This window comes from uncultured Thermanaerothrix sp. (assembly GCF_938028735.1).
Classification (GTDB): Bacteria; Chloroflexota; Anaerolineae; order Anaerolineales; family Anaerolineaceae; genus Thermanaerothrix.
The window spans coordinates 29,394-43,999 of the sequence record NZ_CALIMF010000002.1 but is presented as its reverse complement, the minus strand read 5'-3'; the positions used below and the strand labels follow the sequence as shown (position 1 = coordinate 43,999).

At 53.2% G+C, this 14,606-nt stretch carries 11 protein-coding genes; 4 read left to right on the top strand and 7 right to left on the bottom strand.

What is annotated here, in order from left to right; all coding sequences use genetic code 11:
- Window positions 1-7 precede the first annotated feature (7 nt).
- Window positions 8-2,308: a transglutaminase domain-containing protein gene (locus Q0721_RS00935; RefSeq protein WP_299024365.1), complete on the bottom strand. Its 2,301-nt coding sequence runs from the start codon at window positions 2,306-2,308 to the stop codon at window positions 8-10.
- A 133-nt stretch (window positions 2,309-2,441) separates the two neighbouring features.
- Between Q0721_RS00935 and Q0721_RS00930 the strand changes: the two genes are divergently transcribed.
- Complete coding sequence (locus Q0721_RS00930) at window positions 2,442-3,443, top strand: phosphatase PAP2 family protein (protein ID WP_299024363.1); 1,002 nt, start codon at window positions 2,442-2,444, stop codon at window positions 3,441-3,443.
- 3 nt (window positions 3,444-3,446) lie between these two features.
- The gene (locus tag Q0721_RS00925; RefSeq protein ID WP_299024361.1) at window positions 3,447-3,674 is read left to right on the top strand and encodes a YtxH domain-containing protein; all 228 of its coding nucleotides are present in this window, start codon (window positions 3,447-3,449) and stop codon (window positions 3,672-3,674) included.
- A gap of 15 nt (window positions 3,675-3,689) precedes the next feature.
- Here Q0721_RS00925 and Q0721_RS00920 read toward each other — a convergent pair whose 3' ends face one another.
- The 5 genes from Q0721_RS00920 to Q0721_RS00900 all read right to left on the bottom strand — a co-directional run bounded on the left by Q0721_RS00920 (window position 3,690) and on the right by Q0721_RS00900 (window position 9,427).
- Window positions 3,690-5,615, bottom strand: a complete 1,926-nt coding sequence (locus Q0721_RS00920) for an immune inhibitor A domain-containing protein (RefSeq protein ID WP_299024359.1) — start codon at window positions 5,613-5,615, stop codon at window positions 3,690-3,692.
- Window positions 5,616-5,733: 118 nt separating this feature from the next.
- Complete coding sequence (locus tag Q0721_RS00915) at window positions 5,734-6,381, bottom strand: MBL fold metallo-hydrolase (RefSeq protein ID WP_299024358.1); 648 nt, start codon at window positions 6,379-6,381, stop codon at window positions 5,734-5,736.
- 3 nt (window positions 6,382-6,384) lie between these two features.
- Window positions 6,385-7,539 (bottom strand): MFS transporter, encoded by a 1,155-nt coding sequence (locus tag Q0721_RS00910; RefSeq protein ID WP_299024356.1) that lies wholly within the window; start codon window positions 7,537-7,539, stop codon window positions 6,385-6,387.
- The gene (locus tag Q0721_RS00905; RefSeq protein WP_299024354.1) at window positions 7,536-8,300 is read right to left on the bottom strand and encodes an alpha/beta fold hydrolase; all 765 of its coding nucleotides are present in this window, start codon (window positions 8,298-8,300) and stop codon (window positions 7,536-7,538) included. The genes Q0721_RS00910 and Q0721_RS00905 overlap by 4 nt, the downstream gene beginning before the upstream one ends.
- A gap of 20 nt (window positions 8,301-8,320) precedes the next feature.
- On the bottom strand, window positions 8,321-9,427 hold the full coding sequence (locus Q0721_RS00900; RefSeq protein ID WP_299024352.1) for a Xaa-Pro peptidase family protein: 1,107 nt from the start codon (window positions 9,425-9,427) through the stop codon (window positions 8,321-8,323).
- A 119-nt stretch (window positions 9,428-9,546) separates the two neighbouring features.
- On the opposite strand from Q0721_RS00900, the gene Q0721_RS00895 reads away from it, so the two are divergent.
- Both Q0721_RS00895 and Q0721_RS00890 read left to right on the top strand, forming a co-directional pair.
- The gene (locus tag Q0721_RS00895) at window positions 9,547-10,479 is read left to right on the top strand and encodes an NAD(P)H-binding protein (protein ID WP_299024350.1); all 933 of its coding nucleotides are present in this window, start codon (window positions 9,547-9,549) and stop codon (window positions 10,477-10,479) included.
- The gene (locus Q0721_RS00890) at window positions 10,476-11,930 is read left to right on the top strand and encodes a DUF3536 domain-containing protein (protein ID WP_299024348.1); all 1,455 of its coding nucleotides are present in this window, start codon (window positions 10,476-10,478) and stop codon (window positions 11,928-11,930) included. The genes Q0721_RS00895 and Q0721_RS00890 overlap by 4 nt, the downstream gene beginning before the upstream one ends.
- A 13-nt stretch (window positions 11,931-11,943) precedes the next feature.
- Here the strand turns inward: Q0721_RS00890 and mutS are convergent, their stop codons facing one another.
- Window positions 11,944-14,523, bottom strand: coding sequence for a DNA mismatch repair protein MutS (gene mutS / locus Q0721_RS00885; RefSeq protein WP_299024346.1), 2,580 nt, complete (start codon window positions 14,521-14,523; stop codon window positions 11,944-11,946).
- Between the last annotated feature and the right edge of the window lie 83 nt (window positions 14,524-14,606).

The window sequence follows — 14,606 nt, the reverse complement described above, 5'->3', positions numbered from 1 at the left end:
GGCTGGTTTAGGGAAGGCTTGGTTTAACCTCGTCGGATTGGGGTTTCCACCTAAGCCACAGACGTAGGGCCTCTCGCCAAAGCATCTTGAGCGCCTGGCGCGCGCTGGTGAGGTCGGCAGTGTAGAGACTATAAAGTGCTTTTTCGTACTCGGCCAGAAATGCCCGTGCAGGAGCTTCGAGGTGGGGATGGCTACGAATCAACTCATAAATATGTTCTGCGGGGGTTGTGCCAGAAGGAATAGCCTGATGAAGCAATCGACCGATCAGTTCAACCTGAAGGAACAAGCGCTCCATGGGAGTAAGGCGGACGTAGTTGGCCCATAAATGTAGCCATTTGGGAGCTTGCCAGCCCCGGTTCAGGAGTTGTTGTTCGAGATAAACGGGGAAGGAGCGCTCCGGCGTGGTACGTAGAACTTGACTTAAGCGTAGCACGGCATACACTAGTGCCCCTAGAGCAAGACCAAGCAGAAAAATTGACCCATATTGATCAATAAAGGTGGGACTTGGTGGGGAAGGGGAAATGTTGCTGTTCCCGTCTATCTCTGCTTCTTCAAGGCGATTAAATTGCTCAGCCAGTTCGCGTGTATTGCCGCGGGAGGGGTTGGCCACAGGCGGGAGACTGCCTTCTTCCAGACGGACACCCGAAGGACGGGTAATAAGCGGCTGGGCCGAAGTGGGTTCAAATTCAACCCATCCGATTCCAGGAAAGTAAACTTCTGGCCAGGCGTGGCTGTGTTTCTGGCGAACCGTAAACTGAGTATTGGTGGGGTCAGGCTCTCCTTGGGCATAACCCACCGCCAGGCGGGCAGGAATTCCCAAGGAACGCACCAACAACACTTCGGCAGTCGCATAATAATTACAGAACCCACGTTTGAGGTCGAATAAAAACCACAGAATCGGATCGCGACCGCGCGGAGGGGTGGGGATTGTGGCTGAATATGTGTAATTTTCGCGTAGGTATTGGGTGATGGCAACTACCTGATCATAGGGGTTATCCAATCCCCCAGCGATGGCGCCAGCTAGTTTAGAAAAGGTGAAGGGTATTGGCACACTTAGGTAACGCTCACGTATCCAGTCTGGGTAATCGCGGCCCGCCGCACGCAAGTCGGCCTCCGTAGGATGGGCGATCAAGGATTGGACGGTATAGCGTTCGCCAGGGCGAAGCAAGGGTTGTACTTTGATGGCAAGGGTTTCGGTTGGAGGAACATCTGGCATTGGGCGCTGATCAATCAGGCCAGTGACAGAACGATCGATGCGGAGGGGGATGGTAGGCGCATAAAGGGTCTCCAGGTGATGTTTAGCCTCAATGGTAAATTCGATGTTAGCACGATCTCGGTAAAGATCGGGAGACGTAAGGAATTCCTCCGCTTCAAAGGGTACCTCTTCTTCAAAGGTGTTCCTCCAGACGCCGTTCTCGTACTCGTTGTAGGTATAGGCGCGCCAATAATATACTGCTCCCTCGGGGCGGGGTTGGCTGGCCCGGGCGGTGAACACCACATCTTCAGAGATGGGAACGCCTGTACCCAGATTCAGGTTGGCTGAGTAAACCTGTACCGTGATCACAGCCGGCCCACGCAGAGGCGCAAAGAGGTTTTCCATGCGTTTGCGCATAGTCAACCAGGAGGAGCGCAACCACGTTGCCCCCTCCGGTGTCTCAACAACAGAAGTGGTCAGATTGGCAGCGTTCCAGGCCAGCAGTACCATCGCCAGAGCAATGCCCAGTGCCCATTTGCCAAGCGTAAACTCGGTTTCCATATCCACGGCTGTGGCATTTTGCTCCCATTGGACAGCGTTGCGTTGGTAATGGAGCAAGGTGACTAAGAGCAGGCTCAGAACCCCATAAGTTGCGAGGGCGGTACCTTTTTGCCCCAAAGTGGGATGGTAGATGTCCACCAGTACGATGGAAACACCACCGATAATCAGGGGAATCCAGGGACGGCCATAGCGAACCTGTAAATAACCCGCGCTTAGGCTAGTTCCCCAAAAAAGCAACAGCATACTGCTCAAGAAAAGCAGCGGATCGGTCACAGGCCGGTTGCTGAGAAACTGTTGGGTGGCCCAATATAGGCGGGCATAGAGCACATTTAAGCGGGCGAGCCAGAGAGATTGATCTTGAATCAATAGCCCCAACTGCCAGGGAATGAAAAAGGCCGTATATGCTCCCCCAATAGCTGAAGCCAGTCGGCGGGGAAAACGGCTATATCCCAACGCCAGTCCCAATACTCCACCCACTAGAGCGGCCTGGGTCACTTTCTCGAGGTTGTCGGTCCAGCCAGTGCTGCTCAAGTGCGAGGCAGCTACTGTCATCGTGGCAATAAGGCAAACCGCGCTTGGAAAGGAAAACCAGCGTTTCGGGGTAGCCTTCATAATTTGAGTGTACAATAATATCAATTAGTTCGTCAATTGTCCTGGTCGAAAATCATACCAGAGGTGTCCTTTTATGGATCAGATCGCCTGGGTGATCGTCTTCCAAAATCTGGGGTTGTGGCTACAGCCTTTGATGTCCTTTATTTCAACGTTAGGAACCGAGCAATTTTATTTGCTAGTGATGCCGTGGATATTCTGGTGTGTGGATGCCACGATTGGCCTGCAGTTTGCCCTATTGTTATTAGTTAGCAGTGCACTCAACGCCTATCTGAAATTTATCTTCCATGCTCCGCGCCCTTTCTGGGTGGATAGCCGGGTTCAGGCACTGGCGGTGGAGACTTCGTTTGGCATTCCCTCGGGGCATGCCCAAAATGCTGCCAGTTTATGGGGGTTTGGGGCTGTGCTGATCAAGAACAAGGCAGTAAAGTGGTTGATCGGGTTGATTATTCTTGCTATTGGGATCTCGCGCGTCTATCTAGGGGTTCATTTTGTTGGTGATGTAATCGTAGGGTGGCTGGTCGGAGCTATCTTGTTGTGGGTTTTCTTGCGAATAGCGCCGCGCATTTCTAAATGGTGGGTTACCCTGTCGGTGACAGGGCAATTGGCGATGGCGGTGCTCTCTTCGGTGGCTATTCCGGTTATTGGTTGGGGCTTCACCATGATCTTTCGAACCTGGAGGCTACCTGAAGAGTGGGTGACAATTGCCCAGAGTAAAATTGGATTAATTCACCTTCATCCCTTCTCGCTGGAGGGGTTGGTTACCGTCGCGGGGACGTGGCTTGGAGCTCTGGTGGGATGGATTATCTGCACCCACCAATGGAAAAGTTATCCCTCAGGAGGCACTCTAGCACAGCGGGTCCTGCGTTACAGCATTGGCTTGGTCGGACTTGGAGTGTTCTATGCGGGATTGGGCATGGTCTTTGGGCAGCTCTTAAGCGCGCTGGGAGGCAGTAGTGAGGGCCTGTTCGCAATGGCCTTGCGTTATTTTAGGTATGGGATCGTGGGGGTATGGGTGACTGCAGGTGCTCCCTGGATTTTCAAAATGCTACGTCTGTACGGTGCAGAAGGAGGTTGAACCATGCGCCAGATTGGTCGTTTCTTAATGGGTCTACTGGTCGGCTGGGTTGTGGGGAGTTTGGTGGGCCTGCTGTTGGCGCCAGCGCCGGGTCCAAGCACGCAACAGCGGATTGTCCAGGCTTACCAAAAGTTTTTGGCGGATATTCAAGAAGCCGCAAAGGCACGGCGACAGGAATTGGAACAGGAACTAGAGCGCTTGCGCAGAGCTGGAGGCTCCTCAACACTGTAGGAGCGTCTCTTGTTCTCATCGTTGCTCTACGAACAAGCGGTAGGAGGCAGGTTGGCGGGTAAAGCGGGTGGTACCGCTGATAATTAGCGTGGCCGTTTCTTGTGTATTCAAGGTGAATTCAAATTCGGCACGCTGGTTTGCATCTAAAACCAGAGGCTCAATGACTGTGGTTGGGCCCTGACGGATAAGGGTGAGGCGGAAAGTCTGGGGCAACTGGTTTTGGATGCGCACGAACCCCTCTGCCTGCCAACCTCCGTCATCTTTTTCAAAGTCGCTAAAGTAGCCAATGGCCGGGATGGCTACATCGTCCAGCAAGAAACCCTCACCGTTGACAGCGGCATCTGTAATATACTCAAAGCGAAGGGTCACGCGCTTGCCGGCAAATTGAGATAGATCAACGTGTTCTTGAATGTAACCCGAACTGCTGCCGTTGTATCCGCATCCGTACGAGTTTCCTGAAGGATCGTCGGTCGTGCAGGAGGGAGTGGTGAGAATTTGCCAGTCCTCGCCGTTCTCGGAAGCCAGTAGATAAAGGTAGTCGTAATCTTTTTCTAAGTCGTACCAAGTCCAGTAAGTGAGCGTAATGGGCCCTTCAACGGTTGTAAAATCGAATGTTTGGGTTAATGTCATATCCGATTCGTCCCCTTTGTTCGACCAGAAGGCATAGTTTCCCGAGTAGGCGCCTTCGGGAAGCACACCAACTTTCTGGTTGCCCTCGAAAAGCAAGCGCAGGCGCCCGGGGCAGGCAATCCGAATGTAATCAGCGCCGTATTGGTTGACCGTTCCGGAGATCTCCGTGGTGTTGCATTGCTGAAGGTTTTCGGTAGCGGAAAAAACCGGTGGGATCTTATAGCGGTAGTAGGCATATCGCCCATCGTTCAGTGATGGGTCTTGCAAATAATTGGTAACTGTCCAGTCCACGAAGACATCATCGGCGGTGTAAGGTTGCCCTGTCAGCGGGTCGGTGGCTCCTAGATCCCTAAGTACGGCGTCGAGGCTGTCCATACCGTTATCCGGGTGTGCCACCAAGGCTTGGGTAGCCTCTTCACCAAAGCGATCCAGAAAATAGGCAACAAATAAAAATGAGGCGCCATAATGGGGTGTGGTGGCATTAGGATCATTTGGCCAGTCATTTAGCTGTAAGTCGGGTTCGCGGGCAAATAGATAGTCGAAGCCCCCAGGGTCATAGTCGTTGAGAAAGGCAGCCAATTCTGAGAAACCCTCATTCAGCCAGGATTCCTCGTTGCGGTCACGGTACCAATGGATCATGTGCTGAAATTCATGGGCCAGAACGCCGTAAGTGTAAGGATCATCCAGGGGAGTATTGTCAGCGTTGACGATAAACATTTCATGGGCGTTGGAATATTCCTGAGCCAGAGGATGTATTGAGTCGGAGGAAGAGAAGTAAGCGGCTACCGAGTTACCTAGGCCGGAAGTGTAGAGGATGTAAATACGCGGATCGTTATCAATCCCTGGATTCCACTCGCTGCCGAAGAATTCACGTGTAGTGGGGTAAATGTGCTTACAGAATGTCTCGGCCAAATCTTGCAGATCGCTAGCGTTGTACCTAATTCCCTCTTCGATCCAGAAATAGGCGCAATCGGCGACGTAGGCAAGGTTAGCCGCCACGTTGAAGTTTTGATTAGTATCGACATTAGCCACCCAGAAATGTTCACGATCTCCTTGGCGATAGGAGCGTGCTGGTTGTACGGAGGGAATGGAGCGTTTGCCTTCAAGGCGACGTGCCAAGTCGTTTAAGTTACGGCTGGGAACCGTGGTATTACGCAGGCGTTCTAACGTTTCGAGAGCCTCACCGAAAGCCGGATCTAGAGGGGTGGGGTGGGGGGTAAAGGTAATCTGGAGAGTGGGTGGTGTGTTAAGGTGAACTAGGGGGGTAGGCACAGAGGGGGAAGGGGTGACCTGGAACAAGAGCCATCCCATGGTTGTACCTGACAGAACTGGAACCAAACAGCAGCACAGTATGAGGGGGATCATACCGAGGACAATCCACCAAATATTCCGATTCATAGGATCTCCTTTACCTGTAAAGTTAGGTTTATCAAGGAAACAGTTCGTCTTTCAGCCAAGGATTGTGTAAACGTTCTTCGGCGACCGATGTTTCCGCGCCATGCCCTGGAAGCAAACGCGTGTGTGGAGGCAAAGTGAACACCTCTCGGATGATACTGTGGCGGAGTTGTTCAAAATCACCACCGGGGAGGTCGGTTCGACCGATGCCGTGGTAGAAAATAAGATCGCCACAAAAAGCAAGGTTCAGTGAGGGCAGCCAGAAAATCACATGACCGGGGGAATGGCCGGGAGTATGGCGTACCTCAATCAAATTGTCTCCCCAAGTCAGAATCTGAGCATGGGAGAAGGCCATGTTGGGCTCCACCTGGAGGGTCAGTAGCCAACCCAGCCAATTGGCTCCGCCGTTGGCGCGCCAAAGGGGTAAATCGGCAGGGTGTAATCCGATCTGAAGATGGGCGACATGGTCGGCAAGGGATTGTACCCCAGCGATGTGATCAAAGTGCGCATGTGTGATCCAGATTTGGGTAAGTTGGAGATGTTCCTGCTCTAATAGGTCGAGGAGAGCCTCGCACTCGAAGGATGGATCAATAATGATGGCCTCGCGGTGGCTAGTTTCGACAAGCAGGTAAGTGTTATTGGCTAAGGGGCCTAATTGGAATGAGCGGACCTCAACGGGCATAAATCAATCCTCCCCCCGACCGGGAACCAATGCAGGACCGGGGTGAAGAGATTCTCCAGCGCTAAAACGTTGACTGATCCCAAGAGCGAGCGCACCTAGTAGCAGGGTCGCCAGATATACCAGTGATGGGGAGCGCTGATATAGCCAACCCGCAAGCGCAGCACTAATCACAATTCCCAAGGCGTTGACAGTTTCGATCAGCCCATAGGCAGATCCTACCTGGTGGCTTCCTACCAACGAACGTGCCCAAGCCAGGATCATTGACCGATAAAACCGGAACCCTCCGAGGAGAAAGTATCCCACTCCGAACCCCCATAACGAGTGGCTTAACCAAGTAATGAGGGCGAAGGACATGCTAGTTACCAACCCTAATATCATCCCCGAAGTTGGTTTGAGATGCCCAAAGGCGAGTGCCAGCGTGGTGGTACCTAGGCTGCATAGGCTCCCAAAGAGTCCAATTTGCTCCATGGTGATACCATGATAGCTGGTCAGGTAATTGGGGGTGAGGGGTTGTGCAAGGTAAAGCGCAATAATTCCCAGTCCGTTGAATGCCAACAGGTTGAGGAAAGGGCGCGTTGTGGGCAGCGTCAAACGTGGCAGGGGCGCGGATGAAGTAGGGGCAATGCAACGAATAAATAGCACTAGCAAGGTGGAAAGCCCAAACGTGAAGAAGCCGAAAACGTAAATTTGACGTAGCCCCCAGGTTTGGGCAATGAAACCACCTACCATGGGTCCCAAGGCGGCACCCAGGGTGAAACTGGCGGAGGCAACGCTTAGCGCTCGCGCAGGTGTCCATGTGCCGCGTGCCGCAGTGATGTAGGTGTTCATGGGTGCCAGTACGGAAGAGGTGAGGCCGTAGATGACCAGGCCGATGACAAATCCCTGCAGATTACGTGCTGCAGCCATTAAGGCTGCGGCTACCGTTCCCATAATCCACGAGAACCACATCAATGGACGCGGTCCCAGGCGATCGGTCAAATAGCCGGCCGGAAGCTGGGTTAAAGCCATGGCCAGCCCCCAGACACTCAGAATCGCCCCAATAAGCAGAGGCGTAGCCCCCAGGGTTTCCATATAAAGGGTTTGGAAAAAGGTGAAAGCCCCTTCCCCAACGCCCCAGGCGAATAAGGAAATGATCACCAAGGCCAGGTCGCGGGTCATGTCACCGAATTGGGTTGGGAGAAGGATTTCAAAAAGGTCGCAATCTCATGAAAGACAATTGGGTGGTCGGTATCGCAGGTGAGCACATGACCGCTGTTTTCTACCCAGATGAGTTTTTTCTCAGGGGTTTCCAGTGTCTCAAAAATGCGGATGGCGTTTTCGGGAGACACGGCACGATCCTGTCGGGAGTGTATGAGTAATACCGGGACGTGGATAAGGGGAAGCTCTTGGCGCATTTTGGCTAGCAGAGTGCGTAACTGCTCAATGCCCGCTGTGGGATAAGCCGGGTATTCGCGATGCTCCTTTGCCAAAGCAGGATTATGCCAGTCAGGATTTCCCTTGGGCACAAAGGGCTGCAGATACTTAAACCAGCGGATGAAATTCAGACGCCAATCGGCAGGCAGAGCATAGGGGGTTGAGAGGGCTACTGCCCCGTTTACAGGATAATTGGCTGCCGCTAAAAGCGCCAGGATTCCACCCATTGAAAGTCCGATGACAAACACTTGCTCGTAGGTGGAATGAAGGAGGGCTAGTCCGTCCTCGACACTTGCCAGCCAATCTTCCCAGTGACAGCGCATCAGGTCTTCCACGCGTGTGGCGTGTCCTGCTAGGCGGATTCCCAGCACCGTATAGTCAAGATTAGCCAGGAATTCACCCAGCCCGCGCATCTCTTTGGGAGTGCCAGTAAAGCCATGGATCAACAGACATGCCGTACGGCCACGGGGAAAGAAGAAGGGTTGGGCGTCAGGCATTACAAGCATGGGGATTTTTCCTCCGGGATCTATTCGAGAAGATTGATCAATTCTCGAGGGAAATCGGAAAGCGTCAGGCAACCCGTTTCGGTTACAACCACATTATCCTCGATTCGGATGCCACCCAGACCGGGAAAGTATAGCCCGGGTTCAATCGTGAAGACCATTCCTACTGCCAGAGATAGGGTGTTCTCAGTATAGATGTAAGGTGGTTCGTGGGCTTCTAAGCCCAAACCATGACCAGTACGGTGGGTGAAATAGGTTCCATAGCCGGCGCGCTCTATCACGCTACGCGCGGCTCGATCAATCTCGCCTGTCGGGATGCCTGGGCGTACTTTGGAACGGGCTACCTGATTAGCCGTCATAACAATTTCATGCGCCACCTTGAGGTCTGGGGGGATGTTTCCTAACGCAAATACCCGAGTCAGGTCGGCGCAGTACCCATTCCAAGTGGCGCCCCAATCTATCAATATTACGTCCCCTAGTTGTAAAAGGCGGTCTCCTGGCGTGGCATGGGGGTTGGCAGCGTTAGGGCCGCTGGCAACGATGGGTGCGAATGGGAGCACAGGTTCTGAACCCGCGCGCAAAAGTTGAATGTATAGCTCACTGGCAATCTCACGTTCCGAGACGCCTGGACGGATAGCCGGAAGGGTGGCCTGAAGTGCTGTCTGGGCGATTGCAACGGCTTTGCGCAAATCGGCAATTTCTGTGTCGGATTTTTGAATGCGGAGAGAGGATAGTGCCTCTTCTGCAGAGAGAAAAGTGGCGGTAGGAAGCACTTTCTGTAGCAAACTTAGTTCTAAAAATCGCAGACGCGTGGGCTCCACTCCAATACGGCAGGATTTCCCTTGGAGAGGGCGAACGGCTTGAGTAAAAGCGCCTTCCCAAGCCATGGGGTCATCCGGATAGGGCACGACTTGTAGATCAATGCTGCTCTTCTCCGCGTTGTGAATCTCAAAAGCCGGAACAACAAGCCGTGGGGATTCGCCCGGGATCAGAAGAAGGGCGATTGGGCGTTCTAATAAGTGCATCTGAAGGCGGGTCAAATAGAAAAAGTTGGGGCCTGGAATGAGTACCAGGGCATCCAGTCCAGCATGTCGTAGAGAATCCAATAAGCGCTCTAAAGTCGTTGCCATGATGGGTTAAGCCTCCAAGGGAGATTATATCGCAATCCGTCTGTGGCGTTGGCTGGCACGCAAATGGGATGATGAGCGAACGGGGTGAATCGGGCAATGCAAGTATAATAATGCTAGTCATGATCCTGGTGACTGGTGCGACGGGATTTGTCGGTCGGGCGTTGGTGCGTCATCTGGTGGCGCGGCAGCGACCGATACGTTTGTTATTGAGGCCAGGACGTAAGTCTCTTCAGTTGCCTAAAGGGGTGGTTATTGATGCGGTTGTGTGTGATCTTGGGGACGAACGGGCACTGGCAGCAGCCCTCAAGGGTGTGACTCACATTGTTCATCTAGTAGGTGCAGAACGTGAGGGGAGTCGGGCTTCGTTTGAGCGAGTAGATGTGCGCCTCACGCGCACCCTGGCCGAGGCGGCTGCCAAAGCCGGGGTGCGGCGGTTGGTTTATCTAAGCCATTTGGGGGCTGATCGTGCCTCTGCCTTTCCTTTGCTCAAAGCCAAAGGGATTGCTGAGGCGCTGGTGATTAACAGTGGGGTACCTTATACCATTCTGCGTTCGGCAGTAACTTATGGCCCGGGCGATCAATTTATTACCGGGCTGGTCACACTGCTGCGCCGAGTTCCTGGTTTTTTTCTGATGCCTGGAGATGGGGAAATGCTGCTTCAACCCCTGTGGGTGGGGGATTTGGTTGAAGCCCTGGATATTGCTCTCGATTATCCGCCTTTAGAAAATCAGGTTGTCTCTATTGGTGGTCCGGAGTATCTTTCGTTGCGCCAGATTGTAGGGCTCATTATGGAAACGTTGCACTTAAGGCGTTGGGTCCTCAACATTCCGTTGGGAAACCTCAAAATCTTGGCCTTGATTCTAGACCAGTGGCGCGGTTTTCCCATACCAATTTATTGGTTGGACTATCTCTCCTCTGATCGTACAACCTCGTTGGACGGCTTACCGCGGGTGTTTGGAATTATGCCGGCGCGTTTTCATCAGCAAATTTCCTTTTTGACAAGGCCATTAAGAACCTCTACCGAGTGGCTGGGAATGCAGGAGGTCTTGTGAGCATTTCCGCGTTTTGTGTCCATGGTCACTTCTACCAACCCCCGCGCGAGGATCCCATTACGGGAGAAATCCCAGATGAGCGTGGTGCAGCCCCCTTCCAGAACTGGAACCAGCGCATCCATGCCCACTGTTATCAACCCAATGCTGAACTCGGTAACTTTGAGCGCATCTCCTTTGACTTTGGCCCGACCTTGTTAAACTGGATGAGTGGCTATGATCCGATTACCCTGGCTAAGATCGTAGCCCAGGAGCGCCAGTGTTATCGGCACCATGGTGTGGGAAATGGCATGGCGCAGCCTTACTTTCACGTTATCCTACCCCTATTGCCCTTGTATGATCGCAAGGTCGAAATCCTGTGGGGATTGCGAGCCTTTGAACATCGTTTTGGTCATCGGGCTGGCGGGTTGTGGCTGCCTGAGACCGCAGTAGACGAGGAAACCTTGAGGCTGTGTACTGAACTGGGCGTGCAATACACTATTCTTGCCCCCTGGCAAGCAGCAGATCCCAATCCAGATGTAACCCAACCTTACAGGTGGAAAGACCATCAGACTGATAGACCTTTGGTGCTCTTCTTCTACCACGCTGATCTCAGTAGCCGGGTGAGTTTCGATCCTCAAGCCACGTTAAATGCAGAACACTTTCGAGATTTCATAATAGAAGCCATTGCTCGTGGGAGTGGAGAGAATCGCCTGGTTCTGGTTGCCTCAGATGGTGAGTTATACGGGCATCATCAACCCTTCCGCGATCATTTCTTGGCTCATCTCACAGAGAAGGGGAACGAGAGATTGCAGAGGACGTTTTTGGGGCTCTGGCTGAAGGATCACCCTCCCCGGGAAGAGATGGCTATCGTTCCAGCCACTTCATGGAGTTGTCCCCACGGTCTGGGACGATGGTCATATGGTTGCGCGTGCACTCCGCGAAGCGATTGGAAAGCGCTCTTCTGGCAGGCATTGCGTCATTTGGGTGAGCAATTGGATGGCCTCTTTGTTCAAGTTGTAGGGCGTTATCTAACTAATCCCTGGATGCTGGTTGAGCGTTATATTGAGGTGTTGATGGGCCGCGTGAGTTTGAGCGAATTGTTCTTCTGGTTAACTGGCGAAACACCTCGAGCGCGAGTGCTGTGTCAGGTGGATTATTTGTTGCGCGCCCAGCTCAACAAACAACGCATGTACACCTCGTGTGGGTGGTTCTTCGACGACTTTGATCGGCCGGAGCCCCAGATTAACGTGCGTTATGCAGCCCAGGCAGTGTGGTGGAATGGGCTGGCAACTGGGGTGAATCTTTTTGATGAGACCCTCAATGCGCTGGCGGGAGTTCGCAGTAACTCCACGGATTTATGTGCTGCCGATGTTTTTACCGCCCACTATGCTCGCGCGGCTCAAGCCCCGTTTCCGCTCTTTGAGCGAGCGTTGCCGTTTCATTTTGCCAATATCAAGCCGAGCCATTCTTAAGGGGTACCTGGGTTTATTTGGAATCCAGATATTTTCTTTGCCACTCGTAGAGTTTATTGAGCGCTTCAAGGGGGGTTAGCACGTTGAGATCCAGCGCTTTTAACTCTTCAAGCAGGGGATTGGTTTCAGGAAAGAGAGCGAGTTGCTGAGGCAAGGCGGGTTTGAGGGTAATTGCGCGTCCCGAAGTGCGTTCAAGTTGTTCAAGAATTTCGCTGGCGCGTTGAATAACCGGCCGTGGTAGGCCGGCCAGTTGGGCTACATGAATCCCGTAGGAGCGGTCGGCGCCACCGGGGACAATTTTGTGCAGAAAGACGACCCGATTCTCGGCTTCGGTGACTGCCACATTGTAGTTGCGTACCCCAGGAAGAAGATCAGCCAGCTGGGTTAACTCGTGGTAGTGGGTGGCAAATAGGGTTCGTGGGCGCAGGCGAGGGTGATTATGAAGATATTCTACGACGGCCCAGGCGATCGAAAGCCCATCGTAAGTTGAAGTACCACGCCCAATTTCATCCAGGATCAAGAGACTACGCTGAGTGGCGTGGTTGAGAATGTTGGCAGTTTCGGTCATCTCGACCATGAAGGTAGATTGGCCGGCGAAGATTTCATCCTGGGCGCCGATGCGAGTGAAGATGCGATCTACCCACCCGATGCGAGCCGAGGCCGCTGGGACAAAGGCGCCGATCTGGGCCATTAACACAATGAGGGCGACTTGGCGTAAAAAGGTAGATTTCCCGCTCATATTAGGGCCGGTGATGATACGAATGATCTCACCCTCTTCAAAAACGGCGTCGTTAGGGACAAAACGCTCGCCTTTGAGCATCTTTTCCACGACCGGGTGGCGTCCCTCACGAATATCTAGGGTCAGATCCTCTGTGATTTCGGGGCGGGTGTACCCATTTAGCGCAGCTGCTTCGGCTAGTGCGGCATAAACATCCAGTTCCGCCAGGGCTTGTGCGGTTTCCAGGAGGTCGCGGCTTTTGGCGATAACCTTTTGGCACAATTCTTTGAATAATTGGGACTCCAACTCGCGGATGCGATCCTCTGCGTTCAAAATGAGCGCCTCGTATTCCTTCATCTCTGGGGTGATAAAGCGCTCAGCGTTAACCAGGGTTTGCTTGCGTATGTATTCGGGAGGGGCTTGTGAAGCCAGGGCGCGCGAGATCTCAATGTAGTAGCCAAAAACTTTGTTATAACCCACCTTGAGAGTCTTAATGCCAGTGCGCTCACGCTCGGTGGCTTCCAAGTTAGCGATCCAGTCACGGGCGTGCTGAGTGGTCTGAATAAGGTCATCCAGTTCTACAGAGTACCCCGCTCGAATGACGCCGGTGGTTTGGAGCGTGGCAGGGGGATCTTCCACAAGAGCGGTTTCCAGGGCCTCACGCAGATCGGTTTCGAGATGAAACCGTGCAAGCACGGCTTGGAGGGGGGACTCTGTTCCTTCTTCAAACAGACCTTGCACTGCTGGTAGCGCCCGTAAAATATTGCGCAGGCTCGCTAGATCGCGAGGGCCGGCGTGCCCGGCAATCACGCGATTGGTCAGACGCTCAAGGTCGCCCAAGCCACGCAGGCGGACACGCAAGTCAGCCCGAAGTATCCCCCGGATGAAAAAGTACTCGATAATGTCCTGGCGTTGGCGGATGGCCTCAGGGTTGATGAGGGGCTTGCTCAGCCACTGGCGCAGCAAGCGCCGCCCCATGGGGGTAACAGTGTAATCCAATACACTGAGCAACGACCCCTGCGACTCTCCTTGACGCATGGTTTCAGTGAGTTCCAGGCTGCGCCGGGTGTTAGCATCTAACAGCATAAAATCGGAGGCTGTGTAAGTAGCAAGGCTGGTCAGTAGCCTGAGAGCATTAGGCTGGGTTTCCTGTAAATACTGGAGGATTGCCCCCGCTGCTCCGATTGCCAAGGGTTTCTTTGTGAGGCCGTAGCCATCCAGCAAGGCTACACCAAAATGATCTTTTAATATCTCCTGACAACGGGCGGGTTCGAAGCGCCAGGCCGGGAGAGTGGTGGTATGGTTGGGGATGAGCTCGCCAAGCGCTGTTTGGTTTTCGGGCAGGAGGGTTTCGGTGGGTTGAATGCGGGTGAGTTCTGCCCGGAGAAGGGTTTCCAGATTGCCTCCGTTTAGTTCAGTAGCACGGAATTCCCCCGTAGTGATGTCCACATAAGCAATCCCTGCCGCATTTTCCTGGACAATCAATGCGGCTAGGTAATTGTTGTAGTCGGTCTTGAGCAAGGCGGGCTCAACAACCGTCCCAGGCGTCACCACGCGCACAACCTCGCGCGGGAATAGACCTCGCGTGGGTTGTTCCCCCACTTGTTCGCAGATAGCCACATGGTAGCCCTTTTCAATCAGTCGCGAAAGATAATTCTCAACTGCATGATAGGGAATGCCCGCCATGGGTACGCGTACCCCTTTGGCAACATTCCGCGAGGTGAGCACAATATCGAGCTCACGCGCTGTGATCTCGGCATCCTCATCAAAGGTTTCATAGAAATCGCCCAGACGAAAGAATAGAATGGCATGGGGGTACTGACGCTTGATCTCCAGATATTGCTGGCGAATGGGAGAGACGTCATCTTGAGTCATGCTTATCATTCTATGAACTTCAATGGTTTTCGGCAAGGGTGCAATTGAGAGGATCGGCTATATAATCTTTGAAGACAAAAGCC

Bases quoted from the DNA above. Each gene is read 5' to 3' on its own strand.
- Q0721_RS00935 (WP_299024365.1), bottom strand. From the start codon at position 2,308: ATGACAGTAGCTGCCTCGCACTTGAGCAGCACTGGCTGGACCGACAAC.
- Q0721_RS00930 (WP_299024363.1), top strand. From the start codon at position 2,442: ATGGATCAGATCGCCTGGGTGATCGTCTTCCAAAATCTGGGGTTGTGG.
- Q0721_RS00925 (WP_299024361.1), top strand. From the start codon at position 3,447: ATGCGCCAGATTGGTCGTTTCTTAATGGGTCTACTGGTCGGCTGGGTT.
- Q0721_RS00920 (WP_299024359.1), bottom strand. From the start codon at position 5,615: ATGGGATGGCTCTTGTTCCAGGTCACCCCTTCCCCCTCTGTGCCTACC.
- Q0721_RS00915 (WP_299024358.1), bottom strand. From the start codon at position 6,381: ATGCCCGTTGAGGTCCGCTCATTCCAATTAGGCCCCTTAGCCAATAAC.
- Q0721_RS00910 (WP_299024356.1), bottom strand. From the start codon at position 7,539: ATGACCCGCGACCTGGCCTTGGTGATCATTTCCTTATTCGCCTGGGGC.
- Q0721_RS00905 (WP_299024354.1), bottom strand. From the start codon at position 8,300: ATGCTTGTAATGCCTGACGCCCAACCCTTCTTCTTTCCCCGTGGCCGT.
- Q0721_RS00900 (WP_299024352.1), bottom strand. From the start codon at position 9,427: ATGGCAACGACTTTAGAGCGCTTATTGGATTCTCTACGACATGCTGGA.
- Q0721_RS00895 (WP_299024350.1), top strand. From the start codon at position 9,547: ATGATCCTGGTGACTGGTGCGACGGGATTTGTCGGTCGGGCGTTGGTG.
- mutS (WP_299024346.1), bottom strand. From the start codon at position 14,523: ATGACTCAAGATGACGTCTCTCCCATTCGCCAGCAATATCTGGAGATC.